The sequence below is a fragment of the Planococcus notacanthi genome (assembly GCF_030407825.1).
GTDB classification, from domain to species: Bacteria; Bacillota; Bacilli; order Bacillales_A; family Planococcaceae; genus Planococcus; species Planococcus notacanthi.
Map to the genome: position 1 here is coordinate 324,947 of NZ_JASDCQ010000003.1, position 18,179 is coordinate 343,125.

The window sequence follows — 18,179 nt, forward strand, 5'->3', positions numbered from 1 at the left end:
CATGGCAGTATTAGAATTGAATCGAGTAAAAAAGTCATTTGGAACAGGGCATAAAAAAGTAGATGCATTAAAAGAAACGAACTTTCATGCAGAGCGGGGAGAATTGATTGCCGTTATTGGGCCTTCAGGTTCCGGAAAAAGTACATTTTTGACGATTGCAGGAGGGCTCTTATCTCCGACGGATGGGGATATACTGATCAACGATACAAACATCGCGACATTAAATGAAAAACAATTGTCGAAAATCCGGTTAAAGGAAATCGGCTTTATCCTTCAAGCCTCCAATTTGGTGCCTTTTCTGACAGTGGAAAAGCAATTGAAGCTTTTGGATAAAGTCAAAAAGGACAATCTGAACAAAGAACAGTTGGAACAGCTATACAAAGATCTGGGTATTGGGGACCTCCGTGCCAAATATCCATCAGACCTTTCCGGGGGAGAGCGCCAACGGGTGGCAATCGCCAAAGCGCTATATAGCAATCCCTCCATCATATTGGCGGATGAGCCGACAGCCTCTCTTGACTCTGACCGTGCTTATGAAGTAATGGAATTATTGAAAGAAGAAACGAAAAATAAAAAGACCACGACGATTGTAGTGACGCATGATATCCGTCTGATCGAGTATTGCGACAAGGTCTATAAAATGGTCGATGGCGTGCTGGAACTGCAGCAGCCGTGACAGTCGAGTTCGTTTGCCGATATGGCAGACGGGCTTTTCTTATGGCTTATGGTAAACTATGGGTAATGATGAAAGAGGTGAATGCGATGAAGCGTCTATTTTATCCGCTGGCAGTAACCGCCTTACTCGGTTTTTTTGCTATTCTTGTAAATTACTCGAATGAATCCGTAATTCGAATCGATCAATCAGCGGCGGAGCTGCTGGGCGGCAGAGTGTTGCTCGATGGCATGTCCTTTATCGGTGACCCATGGATGATCATTACTGTCAGCCTGTTGCTGCTTGTCTATCTTTGGGTATTCCGGAAAAATTACAGGGGAATGTTGTTTGTCTTTTTTTCTGTAGGTCTCGGAAACGTCTTGAATCAATTGATGAAAGAATGGTTTGAACGCCCGCGCCCGGAGTCGCCGCATGATCTGGAGTCTTTTAGTTTTCCATCTAATCATGCGATGGTTGGGCTGCTCTATCTTTTTACAGTAGCGTACTTTCTCTCGGAGGCAAGTGCTTCCAGAAAATCGAAGGTGATTATCTGGGCAGTGGCTGTTGCATTGGCTGTAACTGTTGCGTTGTCGCGTGTGGCGGGGGGAGAACATTATTTCTCTGATGTAGCTGCAGGTTCACTACTAGGTTACGCGTGGTTTGTTGGAGTTGCGGTCTGGTATGAAATACGAGAACGACAGTTTCGCAACAAGGCAAAGACGCAAAAAGAAGAGGAATTCCTGGATTGAGCAGGAATTCCTCTTCTTTTGTTTGGATCAAGAAATTGATTTGCGTGGAACCGGTGCATCTCCGAGTTGATTCAGACGATGAGCGAATGAATCATTGCTTGCTGTCGGTGAACCTTGCAGCACGTCCTGCATCGAATAAGCTTGTGAGCCGTGCTCTGAAAAATCGAGTCCAACTTCTTCTTCTTCGGCAGTGACTCTGAGCGGCACAATGGTGCCGATTGCAAACAGTACAAGAGTGGTTGAAATTGAAGCCCATACAATTACAGCAAGCACGCCGACTGCCTGGATGCCGAGAATTTCAGCTCCGCCTCCGTAAAGCAGACCGCCGGTAGTATCAAATAAGCCGATTGCAAGCGTCCCCCAGATACCTGCAATACCGTGAACGGAAATAGCTCCGACCGGATCATCGACACGAATTTTGGAATCAAGCAAGCGAATCGCTTCGGTCATGACGACCCCGGCTATCAACCCGATAGCAAGAGCGCCGACGAGAGAAACGTTTGCTGCGCCTGCGGTGATGCCGACAAGGCCGGCAAGTGCGCCGTTCATTGTCAAGGAAGCATCGATACGGCCATAACGCAATCGTGTATATCCAGCTGTAGCGATAACTCCGGCAGAAGCTGCCAATAAGGTATTGGCAATTACTGGAGGTACTAGAGCGGGGTCGGCTGCCAAGGTGCTGCCTCCGTTAAATCCGAACCAGCCAAGCCAAAGGATGAAAACTCCCAATGCGCCGAGCGGCAAACTGTGGCCAGGAATCGTATTGATAGCCTTGCCGCTGTATTTGCCGATGCGTGGACCGATTTTCCAGGCGGCGATAAATGCGGCTACGGCTCCTGTCAGGTGGACTACTGTGGATCCGGCGAAATCGATAAAGCCGATCTGTGACAGCCAGCCGCCTCCCCACACCCAATGGCCGACAATCGGGTAAATGACAGCGGTCATGGCGATGGTCAACAAGATGTATGCAGATAAATTCATTCGTTCTGCTACAGCTCCGGAAATGATTGTTGCACAAGTGGCGGCGAAAACAGCTTGGAAGACAAAGAATCCGATATCTTCGACGCCTGATAAGGCGAATCCTTGTGTGCCGATTAATCCTAAAGACGAGGGACCGAACATAAGAGCATATCCGACGATAAAATAAAGAATGGACCCAAGTGAGACAGTAATCATATTTTTCATAAGAATGTTCAATGTGTTTTTAGATCGTGTAAACCCTGATTCCACCATGGCAAATCCTGCATGCATGAAAAATACCAACATAGCCCCGAGCATCACCCATAACATATCTACTGAACTTTGAACTGCTTCCATCCAATCTCCTCCTTATCCAATTGCGACTATGCCGCGTTCTTTTGTTCTGATGCGTATAGCTTCTTCGACTGGGAGTATGAAAATCTTGCCATCCCCGACTTGTCCGGTTGAAGCATATTCCAACAGCGCCTGAATAATATCCTCGACTTTGTCATCGTCCACTACCATTTCCAATTTCAATTTTGGGGAAAATTCCATGGTGTAGGCGTTGCCTCGGAATAACCCGACACGGCCTTCTTGCTTTCCGATTCCGGCGATTTCCGTTACACTCAAACCGTCTATTCCTTCAAGTGCCAAAGCCTGGCGAACGTCTGCAAAAACAGATGGCCGAATGATTGTCTCGATCTTTTTCATGTCTTCTCCTCCTTGATGTTAGGTTTGTTAACATCATAATTTATATTTTCTGAAAACGCAAGAGTTTTTTTATTTAAATGTTAGATAACCTTACATTAAAAACAGAGGTGAAAAGGAATGTATAGAATATCTGAAGAAATAGCTGCTTTGGGAAAACGAAGAATTGAAGGATACCCGGTAGAAGGCTTCGTTTGGGGAAGCGGACCTACAAATCCTGCTCTTATGCTTGTAGGCGAGGCGCCAGGAGAAAATGAATTGGAAACAGGCATCCCGTTTACCGGCAGAGCGGGAAAAGAGTTGATGGCTTCACTGCAAAGTGTTGGCTTGTCGAGGGAAGACGTCTACATAACAAGCGCGGTCCGCAGCCGGCCATATAAATGGGGGACAAAAAAGAAGCGCAATGGAGAAATAATCGAAAGAAAATACAACCGTGCTCCGACGAAAAAGGAAATTATCGCGCATGCGCCCATATTAGATGCGGAAATTCGGGATGTCCGCCCACCGCTGATTGTGACCCTGGGAAATATTGGGCTGCAGCGCCTGATCGGACCGCAAGCGAAAGTAACGGAACTGCACGGCGTCCTCATGGAGACGCCAGTTTTACGGTGGAATGAGGAAGAAGGCTGCTTTAAAGAAACTGCTGAAGTTTATCATATTTTCCCCACATTCCATCCTGCCAGTGTCTTTTATAATCCGTCTGTCAGAGCACTTAAAGATGATGATTGGCGGAGATTAAAGGATCTTCTTGGAGATATAAGATAAATGAATAATGGGAAATCTTTCTTAGTTAAAAAATGTTGCACAAAGGAAACTTTTGCCGTACAATAACGTTATTCACTTGAATTGGAAAGAAGGCATGTCTATGGATAGTGCAGTCTTATTTGCATTAGGATTGACTCTTTTTGCTGGACTCGCCACAGGGATTGGCAGTTTAATCGCATTTTTTGCATCCCGTACAAATACGAAGTTTTTATCAATTTCTCTTGGTTTTTCAGCCGGAGTCATGATTTACGTTTCTATGATTGAAATTTTCTTCAAAGCAAAAGATTCTTTGACGGGTGCCCACGGTGAGACGATGGGTTATTGGTTGACGCTTGCAGGGTTTTTTGGCGGAATGATCTTTATGGCAGGGCTGGATCGCATCCTTCCTCAATTGGGGAATCCGCATGAAGTTAAAACCGTGGAGGATATGGATGACGGGCCGACCAATGACGAATACGCCAGATTGCGTAAAATGGGTATTTTTACAGCGTTGGCTATCGGAATCCACAACTTCCCTGAAGGAATCGCCACATTTATGTCAGCTATACAAGATCCGGCTCTTGGGGTGGCAATTGCCATTGCGGTAGCTATCCACAACATTCCAGAAGGAATTGCAGTTTCGGTGCCGATTTATTATGCGACTGGAAGCCGGAAAAAAGCATTTCAGTACAGTTTTCTTTCAGGTATTTCAGAGCCGGTAGGAGCGATTGCGGCCTGGTTGTTCTTGATGCCGTTTCTTAGTGACACGTTATTCGGGATAATATTTGCCGGTGTGGCGGGCATCATGGTCTTTATTTCGCTGGATGAATTATTGCCAGCCGCTAAACGATACGACGAAGCACATCTGTCCATTTATGGATTGGTAGCGGGAATGGCAGTTATGGCTGTCAGCCTGGTACTCATCGTTTAAAGGAAACTTTTTGCCTCCTGTTCTCGTAGTAAAGAGAAAAGGAGGCTTTTTCTATGGATATCAAACATATTGAAGAAACTTTTTCAGAGGTGTCGAAAACACTGGGATGGGCAGTGGATAAACGGATTGCCTTAGCCGTAACGAATATATACTTATCACGTGGCAAGGCCTTCGATGCCGAAGTTCATGAAGCTGTTGTTGGAGTGATCAAAAAGAATGAAGGGTGGACGTCGCCGTTGCGCTCTCATCTGCTACATGTAGCCGCAGCTTTCATGGCGGCGAAAGAAGAAGACGTGGAAAGTTCGCTGAAGTTGATCAACCGAAATCAGCAAGAGTTGAATAACGCGGGTTTCTGGAAAACATCCTATACGTATTTGGCGGCCTTGCTGATGAAGAAACCGGAAGAAGCGGACCGGGCAAGAAAATTATACGGAGAGATGAAAAAACATCATAAATTCCTGACCTCCAATGAAGATATTCCTTATGCCGTTTTATTGGGGAGCAGGGAAGGGTCGCTTGAAGAGAGAGCTGAAACGATGAATGTATACTACCGTGATTTGCGTGAGCAGGGCTTCAGTATGGGGAATGACCTTCAGTGGCTATCCCAGATCATGACGTTCGATTCGCCCGTTTATGATCCGGAAATGGTCGGCAGGGTTTTGGCGATCCACCAATTTTTTAAAGAAGAGAAAATCAAAATTCGTGCGGCGCAGTATCCCGTTCTCGGTTTTTTGGCGGTCATGCGAGCAGATGGGGAAACGCTCCGGGGGATTGTAGAAAATACTCGTGAATTAGAGGGAAATAAAATTTTCCGCTGGTATAAAGATGTGGCGTTTTCAACTGCTGTGCAGCAGGCGCTGAATGATACAATTGACGCACAGGAAATTTCGGCAATGACCTTCTCTACGTCACTGGAAACCTTGATGCAGGCCCAACAGGCTGCCATGATGGTCAGCATTAATGCGGCAGTCATCTCTTCGACCAATAGTTCCTCGGGTTCGTGATCATAGGGAAATGTTCGAACCGTAGTGGCTTTGTGCAAAGGGCAGCTGACAGAGGTGGTTCGGCAAGAAGCGCTTGGAAGAATATTATTTTGCTTAAATGAACTTACATTGAATTAATTGAAAAAACAGACTTTTAGATAGAGGGTTGTCACTGATTCTCCTACGGCGTATAGTGGTGTAAAGACAGTAGTTTACACGTGTCATGACAAGGAGAATGAAGATGTCAGTTTTAGTTGGGCAAAAACCAAGTACAATTTCAAGAAACAAATTATTGTGGGTCGCAGGACTGGGTTGGCTTTTTGATGCTATGGATGTTGGAATCCTTTCCTTTGTTATTGCGGCGTTGCATGAAGACTGGGGTTTGACTTCGAGTCAGATGGGCTGGATCGGCAGCGTCAACTCCATCGGGATGGCAGTAGGTGCTTTTGTTTTCGGGATTTACGCAGACCGGGTGGGCAGGAAGAAGATATTCATTATCACCTTGCTGTTGTTTTCTATAGCTAGCGGACTTTCTGCCTTTACGACCACATTAGCGGCGTTTATGATTTTGCGGTTTTTTGTCGGGATGGGGTTGGGCGGAGAATTGCCGGTGGCATCCACTCTGGTTTCCGAAAGTGTACCAGCGAGAGAGCGCGGACGCGTAGTGGTCTTGCTCGAGAGTTTTTGGGCAGCAGGCTGGCTGGTTGCAGCAATTATTTCGTACTTCATCATTCCGTCGTTCGGCTGGCGGATTGCGCTGTTGCTGACGGCATTGCCGGCGCTCTATGCGCTTTATTTGCGTATCAACTTGCCGGATTCACCGCAGTTTTCTGCTAAAAAGAACGTTTTGCGATCCGTTTCTACTAATATCAAAGATGTCTGGTCCAAAAAATACAGACGGCCTACTTTGATGTTGTGGATTGTCTGGTTCACAGTCGTCTTTTCGTATTATGGAATGTTCCTATGGCTTCCGAGCGTGATGGTACTCAAAGGATTTACGCTGATCCAAAGCTTTCAGTATGTATTGATCATGACACTGGCGCAGTTGCCTGGCTATTTCTCAGCGGCCTGGCTGATCGAACGCATGGGCCGGAAGTTTGTGCTGGTCAGTTACCTGATCGGAACAGCTGCAAGCGCTCTGGCGTTCGGCAATGCGGATACAATTGCTTTACTGATTGTGGCTGGAGCATTTTTGTCTTTCTTCAACCTGGGTGCCTGGGGCGCGCTGTATGCCTATTCGCCGGAGCAATACCCAACGATTATCCGCGGGACCGGAACGGGGATGGCTGCATCTTTCGGGCGTATAGGAGGTGTTCTTGGACCACTTCTAGTAGGCTCGATGCTGACAGCCGGTATTGGCGTGAATGTGATTTTTGCGATTTTCTGTGTGTCTATTTTGATTGGAGCACTGGCGGTTGCGTTTCTTGGAACCGAAACAAAGCAATTGGAATTGGAATAAAAAAGTGATAGGCGGCGCTCTCGATTTAGTTTCGGGAGCACTGCTTTTTTTTTCGGCCAAAGGAACTACTGCCTTAAGGAAAATGAAGACTTCTTTGGCAAAGAAAAAATGGATGTCAGCAGGAATTTACCAGAATATAGCTAATACCATTAAGAAGAGGAATTACGACAGAATGGACGTGGGAAAATGGAATTGATTATCTATTCGGATTCAGCTGCTTTTTCAGAAAGGGTTGCTCCCTTGTTATATCGGGACGAAGACATCCATAGTTTGTTTTTAGGGATACTCGGGCAAATCGAAGCCGAGCGGTATGAAGATTATTTTTTAGCCATTGGAGAAGAGCAGGGAGAGATTGTGGCAGCCTGCTTGATGACTCCCCCGCATGCTTTGCAGTTGGTGATCTTTCAGCCGCTGCCTGACATTGAACGAGAAGTTGCCGATCACCTGCAGAATCTGGGCGTGGAAGTCAGCGGGATTGTAGGTGAACAGGAAACGAGCCGTCTTTTTGCTGAAGCCTGGACCTCTAAAAATGATGAGCAAATAAAGGTGCTGATGAACCAGGGGTTGTATCGCATCGACGCGGTCAATAAAGGGTTGCGGAAAAGTGAAGGAACATGGAGGATAGCGAGTAAAGAGTATGCGGAACTCCTGGAGGGATGGTACCGCTTATTTGAAGAGGAAACGGGGATCGGCATTTCCACTCAAGCTGAAGCTGCACATAAGATTGATGACTTTCTGGAAAGAAAGGAAGTTTATATATGGGAAGTGGATGGGGTGCCTGTTTCCTGTATGAAGAAATCGCGGCCTTCCAAAAATGGCATCACTGTCTCTTTTGTATTTACCCCAATGCAATATCGGGGCAAGGGCTATGCCCGGACGCTGGTAGCCGAAGTCACCGATGAATTGCTGATGGAATATGATTTTGTAATTCTGTACACCGACCTCACCAATACAACAGCCAATAAAATCTATAGGGAAATCGGCTACGAACAAATCGCCAATCCGGTCCATCTTGTTTTTGAAGAGCAATAAATTTATGCCGACCGCTAAAGGAATAAAATAAAGGTGAAGAGGGTATAAAAAACCTAGGCTGAAAGAAACAGAAGGGAGCGGAGGCTATGATACGATTTGAAAACGTCACTAAGCGTTTTCCGGATGGAACGGAAGCCTTGAAAGACATTTCACTCGTTCTTCCCACTCATGAGTTGACTGCCATCATCGGTCCCAGTGGATGCGGCAAAACTACGCTGATGAAAATGATCAATAAGCTGGAAAAACCGACTGGCGGCACTATTTATATTGATGAAAATCCAATTAACGGAATGGATGAAGTTCAGCTGCGGCGATCGATCGGTTATGTTATTCAACGAATCGGCTTGTTTCCCCATATGACGATTTCTGATAACGTATCTCTTGTGCCGAAATTGCTGGAATGGCCTAAAGGCAAAAAAGAAGCGCGGGTTCGGGAATTGCTGCAATTAGTCGGTCTTGATCCGGAAACTTACATGGACCGCTTTCCGCTCGAATTGAGCGGTGGGCAGCAACAGCGTGTAGGTGTAATCCGTGCACTTGCGGGAGACCCCAATATTGTCCTGATGGATGAACCGTTTTCAGCGCTTGATCCCATCAGCCGGGAACAATTGCAGGACGAACTCAGAAATCTTCAACAGACCATCAATAAGACCATTGTGTTTGTTACCCATGACATGGACGAAGCGTTGAAAATTGCCGATTCCATCATCGTTATGCGTGATGGCCAAGTGGAACAGATAGGGACGCCTCAGCAATTGGTGGACGATCCGGCCAACGAATTTGTCCGTAACTTTATTGGTGTAGAACGTATCAATCAAAAGCGGGCATTCGGTGAAAAACGACTTTTTGAGTTTTTGGACTTATTTACTGCAGAATGGAGTGGCGGTGCCGAGAAGATTTCTGCGGATGCCACCATTGAAAAAGCATTTCTTCAATTGGACGACAGCCGCCATAATTACCTGGCGATTGTTGAAGGCGAGCAAATTATTGCGTATGCCACCGATCGTGATCTGTTGAAAGCGGCTTTGTTTAAAGAACAGGGGGTATCGGTATGAAGAGTTTTTTGGATACTCTCGTCAGCCGCCAAGATATGATCATCAGCGCTTTTCTGGAACATATCTATCTTTCGTTTGTAGCGGTGGCAATCGGTATCGCAATTGCCTTGCCGCTGGGAATCATTATTACGCGCTACCGCCGCTATGCTGAACCGATCATTGGGGTAACTGCCGTTTTCCAGACTATTCCAAGCCTTGCTTTGTTCGGTTTTTTAGTGCCAATTTTAGGGATCGGCTCACCTACCGCTTTAATTGCGCTGATCATCTACGCTTTGCTGCCGATTCTGCGCAATACGTATGCGGGAATTGTGGGAGTGGACGGCTCTACTATTGAAGCGGGGCGGGGAATGGGTATGACGCGGACACAGATCTTGCGGCAGATTGAATTGCCTCTTGCTTTGCCGTTCATCATGGCTGGAATCCGGACTGCGACTGTACTCACTGTCGGAATAGCGACACTTGCTACTTTCGTTGGAGCGGGAGGTCTGGGAGATATCATCTACCGCGGCCTGCAATCGTATAATAATTCCCTGGTCTTGGCGGGTGCCCTGCCGGTTGCGTTGCTGGCCATTGGATTTGATCAGATTTTGAAATGGATTGAAAAAAGAGCAACACCAAAAGGCTTAAAGACATAGGAGGAAATTGAGGATGAAAAAAGCGGCATTAGGTATTTTATTGGCTGGAACAACTGTCATCATTGCGGGTTGCGGTCCGGGTGGAGGGACATCGGATCCTCTAGTGATCGGCGGAAAGCCGTGGACAGAGCAATACATTTTGCCTCATATCCTTGGGCAGTACATTGAAGCGAATTCCGAGTACACAGTGGAATATGAAGACGGGCTTGGTGAAGTGGCGATTTTAACGCCTGCATTGGAGCAGGGAGACATCGACATGTACGTAGAGTATACAGGCACCGGCATGAAGGACGTCCTGAAGGAAGAATCGGTGCCTGGACAATCTTCGGAAGAAGTGTTGGAAATCGTCAGAAAAGGATATGAAGAAACGCTGGACGCGACTTGGCTGGAGCCACTTGGATTTGAAAATGGTTATACATTAGCATTCTCAAAAGACAAAGGCTACGATGCTGAAACTTACTCGGATCTGGCTGAGATTTCGAAATCGGAAAATATGCGTTTCGGAGCACCGCATCCTTTCTACGAACGCCAGGGAGACGGCTTTGATGACTTAGTGGCAACTTATCCTTTCGAATTTTCAGCAACGGAAAGCTTTGATCCCGCGATTATGTACGAGGCCGTCAATAGTGGGGAAGTAGATGTCATTCCTGCCTTTACGACAGATAGCCGCATCGGACTCTTCGATCTCGAAACGACCGAAGACGATCAGTCGTTTTTCCCGAAATACGATGCAGTTCCTGTTGTGAGAATGGAGACGCTTGAGGAATATCCTGAACTTGAAGAGGTCCTAAGCGGACTGGCTGGACAAATCAGTGAAGAAGAAATGCTGGCTATGAACGCGCGTGTGGATGTGGATCAAGACCAAGCCAGTGATGTAGCGCGTGAGTTTCTGATTGAAAAAGGATTAATAGAAGAATAAGAACCAACAGGCGCGTGTGAAAAGCGGAATCATTAGCTTATCACCTTCGCCTTTTTCTATTTTATGGGAGCAGGAGTCAGGATTTTATAGTATTTAATTCCGTTTTCTTGTACAATTATTTTAACTTAAAATAGAGTGTAAATTCTGAAAACTAAGGAGGGGGAAAATGAGAAGTGGTCTGATCATTTGTATAACAGCGATAAGTGCAGCTCTTCTTACAGCGTGTGGAGGGCAGGCGGAAAATTCGGATCCCATCGTCATTGGAGGCAAACCGTGGACTGAACAGTATATTCTGCCGCAGATTTTGGGCCAATACATTGAAGCCAACTCGGAGTATTCGGTAAGTTACGAAGAAGGGTTGGGGGAAGTGTCGATTTTGACGCCGGCGATTGAAGACGGAGATATTGACATGTACGTTGAGTATACGGGGACTGGACTAAAAGATGTTTTAAAAGAAGAGTCCGTGATTGGGGAATCTTCAGAAGAAGTGCTGGCGCGTGTGCGGTCTGGCTACGAGGAAACTTTAGGGGTGACTTGGCTGGAACCGTTGGGCTTTGAAAACAGTTATACAGTGGCTTTTTCTAAAGACAGCGGCTTTGCGGCACAGACACTTTCGGAACTGGCGGAAATAACCCGATTGCAACCTGTAAGCTTTGGTGGGCCCCATTCCTTTTATGAGCGTGAAGGAGATGGCTATGAAGATTTAGTATCCACATACAAAATGGAGTTTTCTGGAACTGAAAGTTTTGATCCTTCTATTATGTACGAAGCGGTTGCCGAAGGGAGTGTGGACGTCATCCCTGCCTTCACGACAGACAGCCGAATCGAATTATTCGATTTGCAGACCACCGAAGATGATTTAGGATTTTTTCCAAAATACGATGCTGTACCGATTGTCCGGCAAGAAACCTTAGAAGAGTATCCTGAGCTTGAAGATTTGGTGAATGAACTTGCCGGTCAAATCAGTGAAGAAGATATGCTGCTCATGAATGCAAAGGTTGACCAAGACCAGGCGATCGCAAGCGATGTAGCGCGTGAATTTCTGATTGAAAAAGGATTGATAGACGAATGAGGGAGATTCTGCAGCTTCGGCTGCAGAATCTTTTTATTTGAAATACGCATCTTTTTGTTTTAGTTCAGCCTCTGCCTGATAGTGACAGTCACGGGGATTACTTCTTTATTTCTTCTAGCATTTGGGAATAGGTTCTTGTACAATGAATTTAATGAGTGAATAGTCATTCAATTCAGCTAAATGAAAGCGATTCCAATAAAATGGTGGGGTGAGACATGTGAGAGAAGTTGTGATTATAGAAGGGGTACGTTCTCCGGTGGGAAGAAGAAAAGGTGGATTTGCCAATACACGTCCGGATGAACTGGCAGCAATTGTGCTGGATGAACTGGTGACGCGTGCAGGAGTAGATAAAAAAGACATAGAAGATATTATTTTAGGGTGTGTATCGCAGGCTGGTGAACAGGGAGGGAACATCGCCCGTACGGCAGCGTTGATCGCTGGGTTTCCGGATTACGTGCCAGGCGTCACCATTGACCGCCAATGCGGATCGAGCCAGCAGGCTGTCCATTTCGGGGCACAGGCGATTTTAGCAGGAGACATGGACATTGTCATCGCAGGCGGTGTAGAAAGCATGACGCGCGTTCCGATGTTCTCCAATATGCAAGGCGCCAAGCTGAGTGAAAAACTGACCGATCAATACGAAATCATTAATCAAGGTTTGTCGGCGGAACGGATTGCTGAAAAATGGGGATTTACACGCGAACAGCTGGATGACTTTGCAGTGCAGAGCCATGAAAGGGCACAGCAAGCCATTCAGGCGGGACATTTCGAACGTGAAATTGTGTCGATTGAGACGCAAGGGCGAGAAGGTGAAACGCAAACAGTGGCGGTGGATGAAGGGCCGCGTCCAGGCACAACGCAGGAAGTATTGGCCGGATTAAAAACGGCCTTTGATGAAAATGGAGTAATTACAGCAGGCAATGCCAGCCAAATGAGTGACGGCGCTTCAGCCGTTTTATTGATGTCAGCTGAGAAAGCAAAAGAATTGGGCTTGAAGCCGAAAGCGCGGATTCTCGCGCGTGTAGTGGTGGGTTCTGACCCGACATTAATGCTGACAGGGCCGATAGCTGCGACAAAGAAAGTCCTTGAAAAAGCAGGGTTGGAAATCGGCGATATGGACCGCTATGAAGTCAATGAAGCATTTGCGCCGGTGCCGCTTGCTTGGCTGCACGATATCGGAGGAGATCCTGAAAAGTTGAATGTCAACGGCGGAGCAATTGCGCTTGGCCATCCACTAGGCGCGACAGGCACCAAACTATTGGTATCGCTGCTGCATGAGTTGGAACGGGCAGAAGGGCGCTACGGCTTGCTGGCTATTTGTGAAGGAATGGGCATGGCCAATGCGACGATTATTGAAAAACTATAAATCAATTGAATGTTGAGGGGGAAGACAATGGAATTTTCACAGGTGAAGGCAGTGGTGACAGGCGGAGCTTCCGGGCTTGGAGAAGCGACGGTGCGCCGCATTGCAGAAAGTGGCGGCAAAGCAGCTATATTTGATTTGAACGCAGAACGTGCACATAAGTTGATTGAAGAATTGGGCGAAGAATCGGTTGTTTACATGGAGACGGATGTGACAGATGGCGGACAGGTTGAAAGCAACATCAATGCAGCGGTTGAGCAATTCGGGGCGATCAATTTGATTGTCAACTGTGCAGGGATAGGAACTCCTGGAAAAGTGTTATCCAAAGGAACGCCGATCGCGCTGGATCAATTTGAAAAAGTCATCAAAGTGAATTTGATCGGCAGTTTTAATGTAATCCGAGTGGCTGCGGCAGCCATGCAGAAGAACGAACCGAACGAGGAAGGCGAGCGCGGAGTCATCATTTCAACCGCCTCCGTTGCAGCCTATGAAGGGCAGATTGGCCAAGCGGCCTATAGCGCTTCAAAGGGTGGGGTCGTATCGATGACGTTGCCGATAGCGAGAGAACTGGCGAGAGACGGCATCCGTGTCATGGCGATTGCGCCTGGGCTGATGGAGACGCCGATGGTGGAAGGGCTGCCGGATGCAGCCATTGCTTCCTTGTCTGGAGCAGTGCCATTTCCGGCACGCCTCGGAAAACCTGCTGAATATGCACAATTGGTCGAAAGCATTACAGAAAATCCGATGCTGAATGGCGAAACGATCCGGCTTGACGGAGCAATCCGCATGCAACCGAAATAAGGGGGACGAAAAAATGGGGAAATACCGTTTTGAAGAAGAAGAGCACGTCATGTTCCGCAAGTCGTTGCGGAAGTTTTTGGAGAAAGAAGCAATCCCAAAGTATGAACAGTGGGAAAAAGATCGCCTCATTCCAAAGTCATTTTGGAAAAAGCTTGGAGAAATGGGCTTTTTAAGTCCTCAAGTAGAAGAGCAATACGGCGGGCTTGGCCTGGATTTTCGTTATGCGGTCGTAATTGGAGAAGAAATGGAGCGGGTGGGCGCCAGTTTGACAGGTGTTGGGCTCCATAATGACATTACGGTTCCTTACATTGAAGCCTATGGAAACGAAGAACAGAAACAGCGCTGGCTGCCAGGCTGTGTTTCTGGCGATCACATTACAGCGATTGCCATGACAGAGCCGGGAGCTGGATCTGACCTGGCTAATATATCAACCACTGCCGTTCGGGATGGCGACAATTACATAGTCAATGGCCAGAAGACCTTCATCACCAACGGCATCAATTCGACGTTGGTTTTAGTGGTGGTGAAAACCGATCCAAAAGCAGAACCGAAGCATCGCGGAATTTCGTTGCTGATGGTGGAAGAAGGAACGCCAGGCTTTACAAAAGGGCGCAAGCTCGACAAGGTCGGCCTCCATGCACAGGATACATCCGAGCTGTACTTTGAAGACTGCATAGTTCCTGCAGCAAATTTGATCGGCGAAGAAAACAAAGGCTTTACTTACCTGATGGAAAAACTGCAGCAAGAACGCCTGGTGGTTGCCATGGCAGCTCAAGTGGCTTCAGAAGATATGCTGGAAATGACCTTGGATTACGTGAAATCAAGAAAAGCCTTTGGCAAACCGATCGGCTCGTTCCAGAATTCCCAATTCAAGTTGGTGGAAATGGCGACGGAAATCGAATTGGGCCATTCGTTTTTGGAGTCGCTCATTGAAGACCATATGGCTGGCAAAGACATCGTCTCCAAAGTATCGATGGCGAAATTTTGGCTGACCGATACGGCGAAAAGGATTTCCGGAGAATGCATGCAATTGCATGGGGGATATGGATATATGGAAGAATACAAAATTGCCCGGCGCTACCGTGACATTCCGGTAGCCGCGATTTATGCGGGTTCCAATGAAATCATGAAAACCATCATCGCCAAACGGATGGGGCTCTAAATGAAGGATGCGTTGAAAGGCGTTCGCGTACTGGATGTCACTTATTATGTTCCGGGACCGTATGCCAGCATGCGGCTCGCTGAATTGGGAGCGGAAGTCATCAAAGTGGAGCCGCCTGCCGGTGACCCTGCTCGCTATATGAGCGGCGGCCATGTCCATCGGGCCAATAACCGGGGGAAGAAAATTGTCCATATCGACTTGAAATCACCTGAAGGGCGTTTAGAGATGTTGGATTTGGTGAAAAGTGCGGACGCGCTCATTGAAACATTCCGGCCGGGCGTCATGAAAAAATTAGGCTTGGATTATGACAGTTTGAAAGCGGTTAAACCGGATTTGGTTTATTGCTCTTTATCGGGGTACGGGCAAACCGGTGAAATGGCAAGCCTTGGCAGCCATGATCTGAACTATATGGCTTTATCCGGTGCCTTGGATCAATTGGCGGATGCTTCCGGAAAACCGGTCCATCCGACCAATACTTTTGCTGATTTTACTGGAGGCCTATTGGCGTCTGAACAGCTGATTGCGGCATTGTTGAAGAAATTCAGGACCGGCGAGGGACAGTATTTGGATATCGCCCTTGTGGAAGTAATGGCGGAATTTCTTGGCAACCATGATGTCTACCATGAAGCGGGCATTTCAGAAAAAGGAGTACCTGAAATCGGCGGCGCACGTGTCAGCTATGCTATTTATGAAACAAAGGATAGCCGTTATATGACGTTAGGCGCGCTGGAAGACAAATTCTGGCGGGCGTTCTGTGAGTTTGCCCAACGGCCAGAATGGCTTGAGTGGGCAGAGAAACCACTGGATAGCCCCGAACACCGAGAAATAACGGAGTTTTTCAAATCGAAAGACTGGCTGGAATGGTACCAAATATCCTTGCAGGTGGATGCCTGCCTGGCGCCTGTATTAAAAGCGCATGAACGGCATGAGCACCCGTTTTTCATCGAAAAAAATAGAGCGAAAAAGGAGTCGGATGTGACATGATGGATTCGCCATTATTATTATCAGCTTTCGTAAAAAGAGCAGAGCGTTACTTTCCGGAAAAACTGATCATTTCACGGACTGGAGAAAACAAGGTCCATCGCATTCCTTATAAGGAGTTTGCTGTGCGGACTCGAAAATTGGCTGCTGCTCTAACGAAAATGGGGATGGAGCGGGGCACGAAAGTTGGAAGTTTTGCCTGGAACCATCATCGTCACTTGGAATTGTATTTTGGCGTGCCGGGTGCCGGCGCGATTCTGCACATGATCAATATTCGCTTGTCTCCGGAACACATCGCCTATGTCATCAACCATGCGGAAGATGAAATTCTGCTGGTTGACCATGATTTATTCCCATTGATTGAAAAATTGGCGCCGATGTTGAAAACAGTTAAACATTTTGTCGTCATGAAAGATGGCAACGATTTGCCGGAAACGGCACTTGAAAACGTCTATTCCTATGAAGAGTTGTTGGCTGCTGAAGACGGCAGCTTTGAATTCCCGGAAGATCTGGATGAAAATACACCCGCTGGCATGTGCTACACGTCGGCAACGACCGGCAATCCAAAAGGCGTGGTCTATACGCATAGAGGATTGGTGCTCCACAGCTATGCGTTGGGTATGAATGATGCTATGGGCTTGTCAGAACGTGACATTGCCTTATCGATTGTGCCGATGTTCCATGCCAATGCATGGGGCTTGCCGTTTGCTTGTGTTTTGTTCGGGACGACGCAAGTATTGCCGGGGCCTGGATTTGCTCCAGGGATGCTGCTGGATTTGATTGAATCGGAGAAAGTGACGTTGACTGCCGGCGTTCCGACGATCTGGATGGGTGTTTTGAAGGAATTGGAAGCCAATCCGCGAAATATTGATACGCTGCGGATGATCATCTGTGGGGGATCCGCTTCACCAAAAGGGTTGATCCGGGCGTTTGAAGAGAAATACCATGTGCCTTTCGTAACAGGATACGGCATGACGGAAACATCGCCGCTTGTCAGTCTGGCCGTCACAACTTCAGCTATGGCTGATCTGACGATGGACGAGCGCATCGAGCGCCGCTCCATGGCCGGCTTGCCGATGCCGGGACTGGAAGTGCGGATCGTCAACGAAAACGGCGAGGCTCCATGGGATGGTGAAACGATGGGTGAGCTGAATGTCAAAGGCGCATGGATCGCTGATGAATACTATAAAGACGAACGGACCACAGATGCGTTCAAGGATGGTTGGCTTTATACGGGTGACATTGCTGTGATCGAGCCGGATGGCTACATCAAGCTGACAGACCGCACGAAAGACCTGATTAAGAGTGGCGGAGAATGGATCTCCTCTGTCGATTTGGAAAATTCCTTGATGACCCATGATGCAGTCTTTGAAGCAGCTGTGGTCGCCGTTCCTCATGAGAAATGGATGGAACGCCCACTTGCTTGTGTGGTGCTGAAAGAAGGCTACGCGGAAGACGAGGCGACGAAATCGGAATTGCTGGCCTATCTGGAGAGCCAATTCGCCAAATGGTGGGTACCGGACGATGTGGTCTTCTTGAAGGAAGTGCCGAAAACATCAGTCGGAAAATTCCTCAAAGCGGCTTTAAGAAAAGAATTGAACGGCTATTACCAGTAATTTTTATTGATTTGAGCGCAAGTGCCCAGAAAACTTTGGGCACCTGCGCTTTTTTTTTATCCGTTTTGATGGAAAATAGAACTACTTTGCTGGTCTTTCTTGTATCGGTTAAAGTGGTATGGTGCCTACGCATTTCTTTTACTTGACAGAATATACAAAACCTTTTAACATAAGGGTCAACTTGTTGTACGAGAAGCAAGTCCTTTTGAGAGAAGAGCCCAGAGAAGACGAGAATAGAAGAGTGTATAAATCGAGGATTGAGACGAGTAGGCAGGGAAATCCATTTAGAGAGTCAGCGGCTGGTGGGAGCTGATTGGGTGATCTGCGCGAATGGACTTAGGAGAGCTGGCCTGAAAG

18 protein-coding genes and 1 other annotated feature (1 of these 19 cut by a window edge) are annotated in these 18,179 nt (G+C 47.3%); of the genes, 16 read left to right on the plus strand and 2 right to left on the minus strand.

The genetic code is table 11. The features are described 5' to 3' along the window. Nucleotide 1: 1 nt before the first annotated feature. Nucleotides 2-676, plus strand: a complete 675-nt coding sequence (locus QMA01_RS12905; protein ID WP_290186822.1) for an ABC transporter ATP-binding protein — start codon at nucleotides 2-4, stop codon at nucleotides 674-676. 86 nt (nucleotides 677-762) lie between these two features. Continuing rightward, entirely contained in the window at nucleotides 763-1,401 is a 639-nt protein-coding gene (locus tag QMA01_RS12910) for a phosphatase PAP2 family protein (RefSeq protein ID WP_290186820.1), read from the plus strand. A gap of 27 nt (nucleotides 1,402-1,428) precedes the next feature. Here QMA01_RS12910 and QMA01_RS12915 read toward each other — a convergent pair whose 3' ends face one another. After that, nucleotides 1,429-2,718, minus strand: a complete 1,290-nt coding sequence (locus QMA01_RS12915; RefSeq protein ID WP_191715496.1) for an ammonium transporter — start codon at nucleotides 2,716-2,718, stop codon at nucleotides 1,429-1,431. Nucleotides 2,719-2,730: 12 nt separating this feature from the next. Beyond that, a complete protein-coding gene (locus QMA01_RS12920) occupies nucleotides 2,731-3,072 on the minus strand; it encodes a P-II family nitrogen regulator (protein WP_142827327.1) in 342 nt (113 codons plus the stop codon). A 117-nt stretch (nucleotides 3,073-3,189) separates the two neighbouring features. On the opposite strand from QMA01_RS12920, the gene QMA01_RS12925 reads away from it, so the two are divergent. From QMA01_RS12925 to QMA01_RS12990, 14 genes are all read left to right on the plus strand, one after another. Beyond that, nucleotides 3,190-3,834: a uracil-DNA glycosylase gene (locus QMA01_RS12925; protein ID WP_290215154.1), complete on the plus strand. Its 645-nt coding sequence runs from the start codon at nucleotides 3,190-3,192 to the stop codon at nucleotides 3,832-3,834. Nucleotides 3,835-3,934: 100 nt separating this feature from the next. Beyond that, the gene (gene zupT / locus QMA01_RS12930) at nucleotides 3,935-4,744 is read left to right on the plus strand and encodes a zinc transporter ZupT (protein WP_191715498.1); all 810 of its coding nucleotides are present in this window, start codon (nucleotides 3,935-3,937) and stop codon (nucleotides 4,742-4,744) included. Nucleotides 4,745-4,797: 53 nt separating this feature from the next. Further along, complete coding sequence (locus tag QMA01_RS12935) at nucleotides 4,798-5,748, plus strand: DUF4003 family protein (protein WP_290215155.1); 951 nt, start codon at nucleotides 4,798-4,800, stop codon at nucleotides 5,746-5,748. Between the two features lie 220 nt (nucleotides 5,749-5,968). Beyond that, complete coding sequence (locus QMA01_RS12940; RefSeq protein WP_290215156.1) at nucleotides 5,969-7,186, plus strand: MFS transporter; 1,218 nt, start codon at nucleotides 5,969-5,971, stop codon at nucleotides 7,184-7,186. 186 nt (nucleotides 7,187-7,372) lie between these two features. Next, nucleotides 7,373-8,218: a GNAT family N-acetyltransferase gene (locus QMA01_RS12945; RefSeq protein WP_290215157.1), complete on the plus strand. Its 846-nt coding sequence runs from the start codon at nucleotides 7,373-7,375 to the stop codon at nucleotides 8,216-8,218. Nucleotides 8,219-8,304: 86 nt separating this feature from the next. Further along, nucleotides 8,305-9,273: an ABC transporter ATP-binding protein gene (locus tag QMA01_RS12950; protein WP_290215158.1), complete on the plus strand. Its 969-nt coding sequence runs from the start codon at nucleotides 8,305-8,307 to the stop codon at nucleotides 9,271-9,273. Next, nucleotides 9,270-9,908: an ABC transporter permease gene (locus tag QMA01_RS12955; RefSeq protein ID WP_191715503.1), complete on the plus strand. Its 639-nt coding sequence runs from the start codon at nucleotides 9,270-9,272 to the stop codon at nucleotides 9,906-9,908. Before QMA01_RS12950 ends, QMA01_RS12955 begins: the two co-directional genes overlap by 4 nt. A gap of 13 nt (nucleotides 9,909-9,921) precedes the next feature. Next, on the plus strand, nucleotides 9,922-10,827 hold the full coding sequence (locus tag QMA01_RS12960; protein WP_203340467.1) for a glycine betaine ABC transporter substrate-binding protein: 906 nt from the start codon (nucleotides 9,922-9,924) through the stop codon (nucleotides 10,825-10,827). Between the two features lie 166 nt (nucleotides 10,828-10,993). Further along, nucleotides 10,994-11,899, plus strand: coding sequence for an ABC transporter substrate-binding protein (locus QMA01_RS12965; RefSeq protein ID WP_191715505.1), 906 nt, complete (start codon nucleotides 10,994-10,996; stop codon nucleotides 11,897-11,899). Nucleotides 11,900-12,116: 217 nt separating this feature from the next. Next, a complete protein-coding gene (locus QMA01_RS12970; protein ID WP_290215159.1) occupies nucleotides 12,117-13,265 on the plus strand; it encodes a thiolase family protein in 1,149 nt (382 codons plus the stop codon). 27 nt (nucleotides 13,266-13,292) lie between these two features. Beyond that, nucleotides 13,293-14,063: a 3-hydroxyacyl-CoA dehydrogenase gene (locus QMA01_RS12975; protein ID WP_290215160.1), complete on the plus strand. Its 771-nt coding sequence runs from the start codon at nucleotides 13,293-13,295 to the stop codon at nucleotides 14,061-14,063. Nucleotides 14,064-14,076: 13 nt separating this feature from the next. Continuing rightward, entirely contained in the window at nucleotides 14,077-15,225 is a 1,149-nt protein-coding gene (locus QMA01_RS12980) for an acyl-CoA dehydrogenase family protein (RefSeq protein WP_290186801.1), read from the plus strand. After that, entirely contained in the window at nucleotides 15,226-16,209 is a 984-nt protein-coding gene (locus QMA01_RS12985) for a CaiB/BaiF CoA transferase family protein (protein WP_290215161.1), read from the plus strand. Next, nucleotides 16,206-17,822 (plus strand): long-chain fatty acid--CoA ligase, encoded by a 1,617-nt coding sequence (locus QMA01_RS12990; RefSeq protein WP_290186798.1) that lies wholly within the window; start codon nucleotides 16,206-16,208, stop codon nucleotides 17,820-17,822. The genes QMA01_RS12985 and QMA01_RS12990 overlap by 4 nt, the downstream gene beginning before the upstream one ends. Before the next feature lie 244 nt (nucleotides 17,823-18,066). Next, nucleotides 18,067-18,179: a binding site (T-box leader), on the plus strand (it continues 123 nt past the right edge of the window).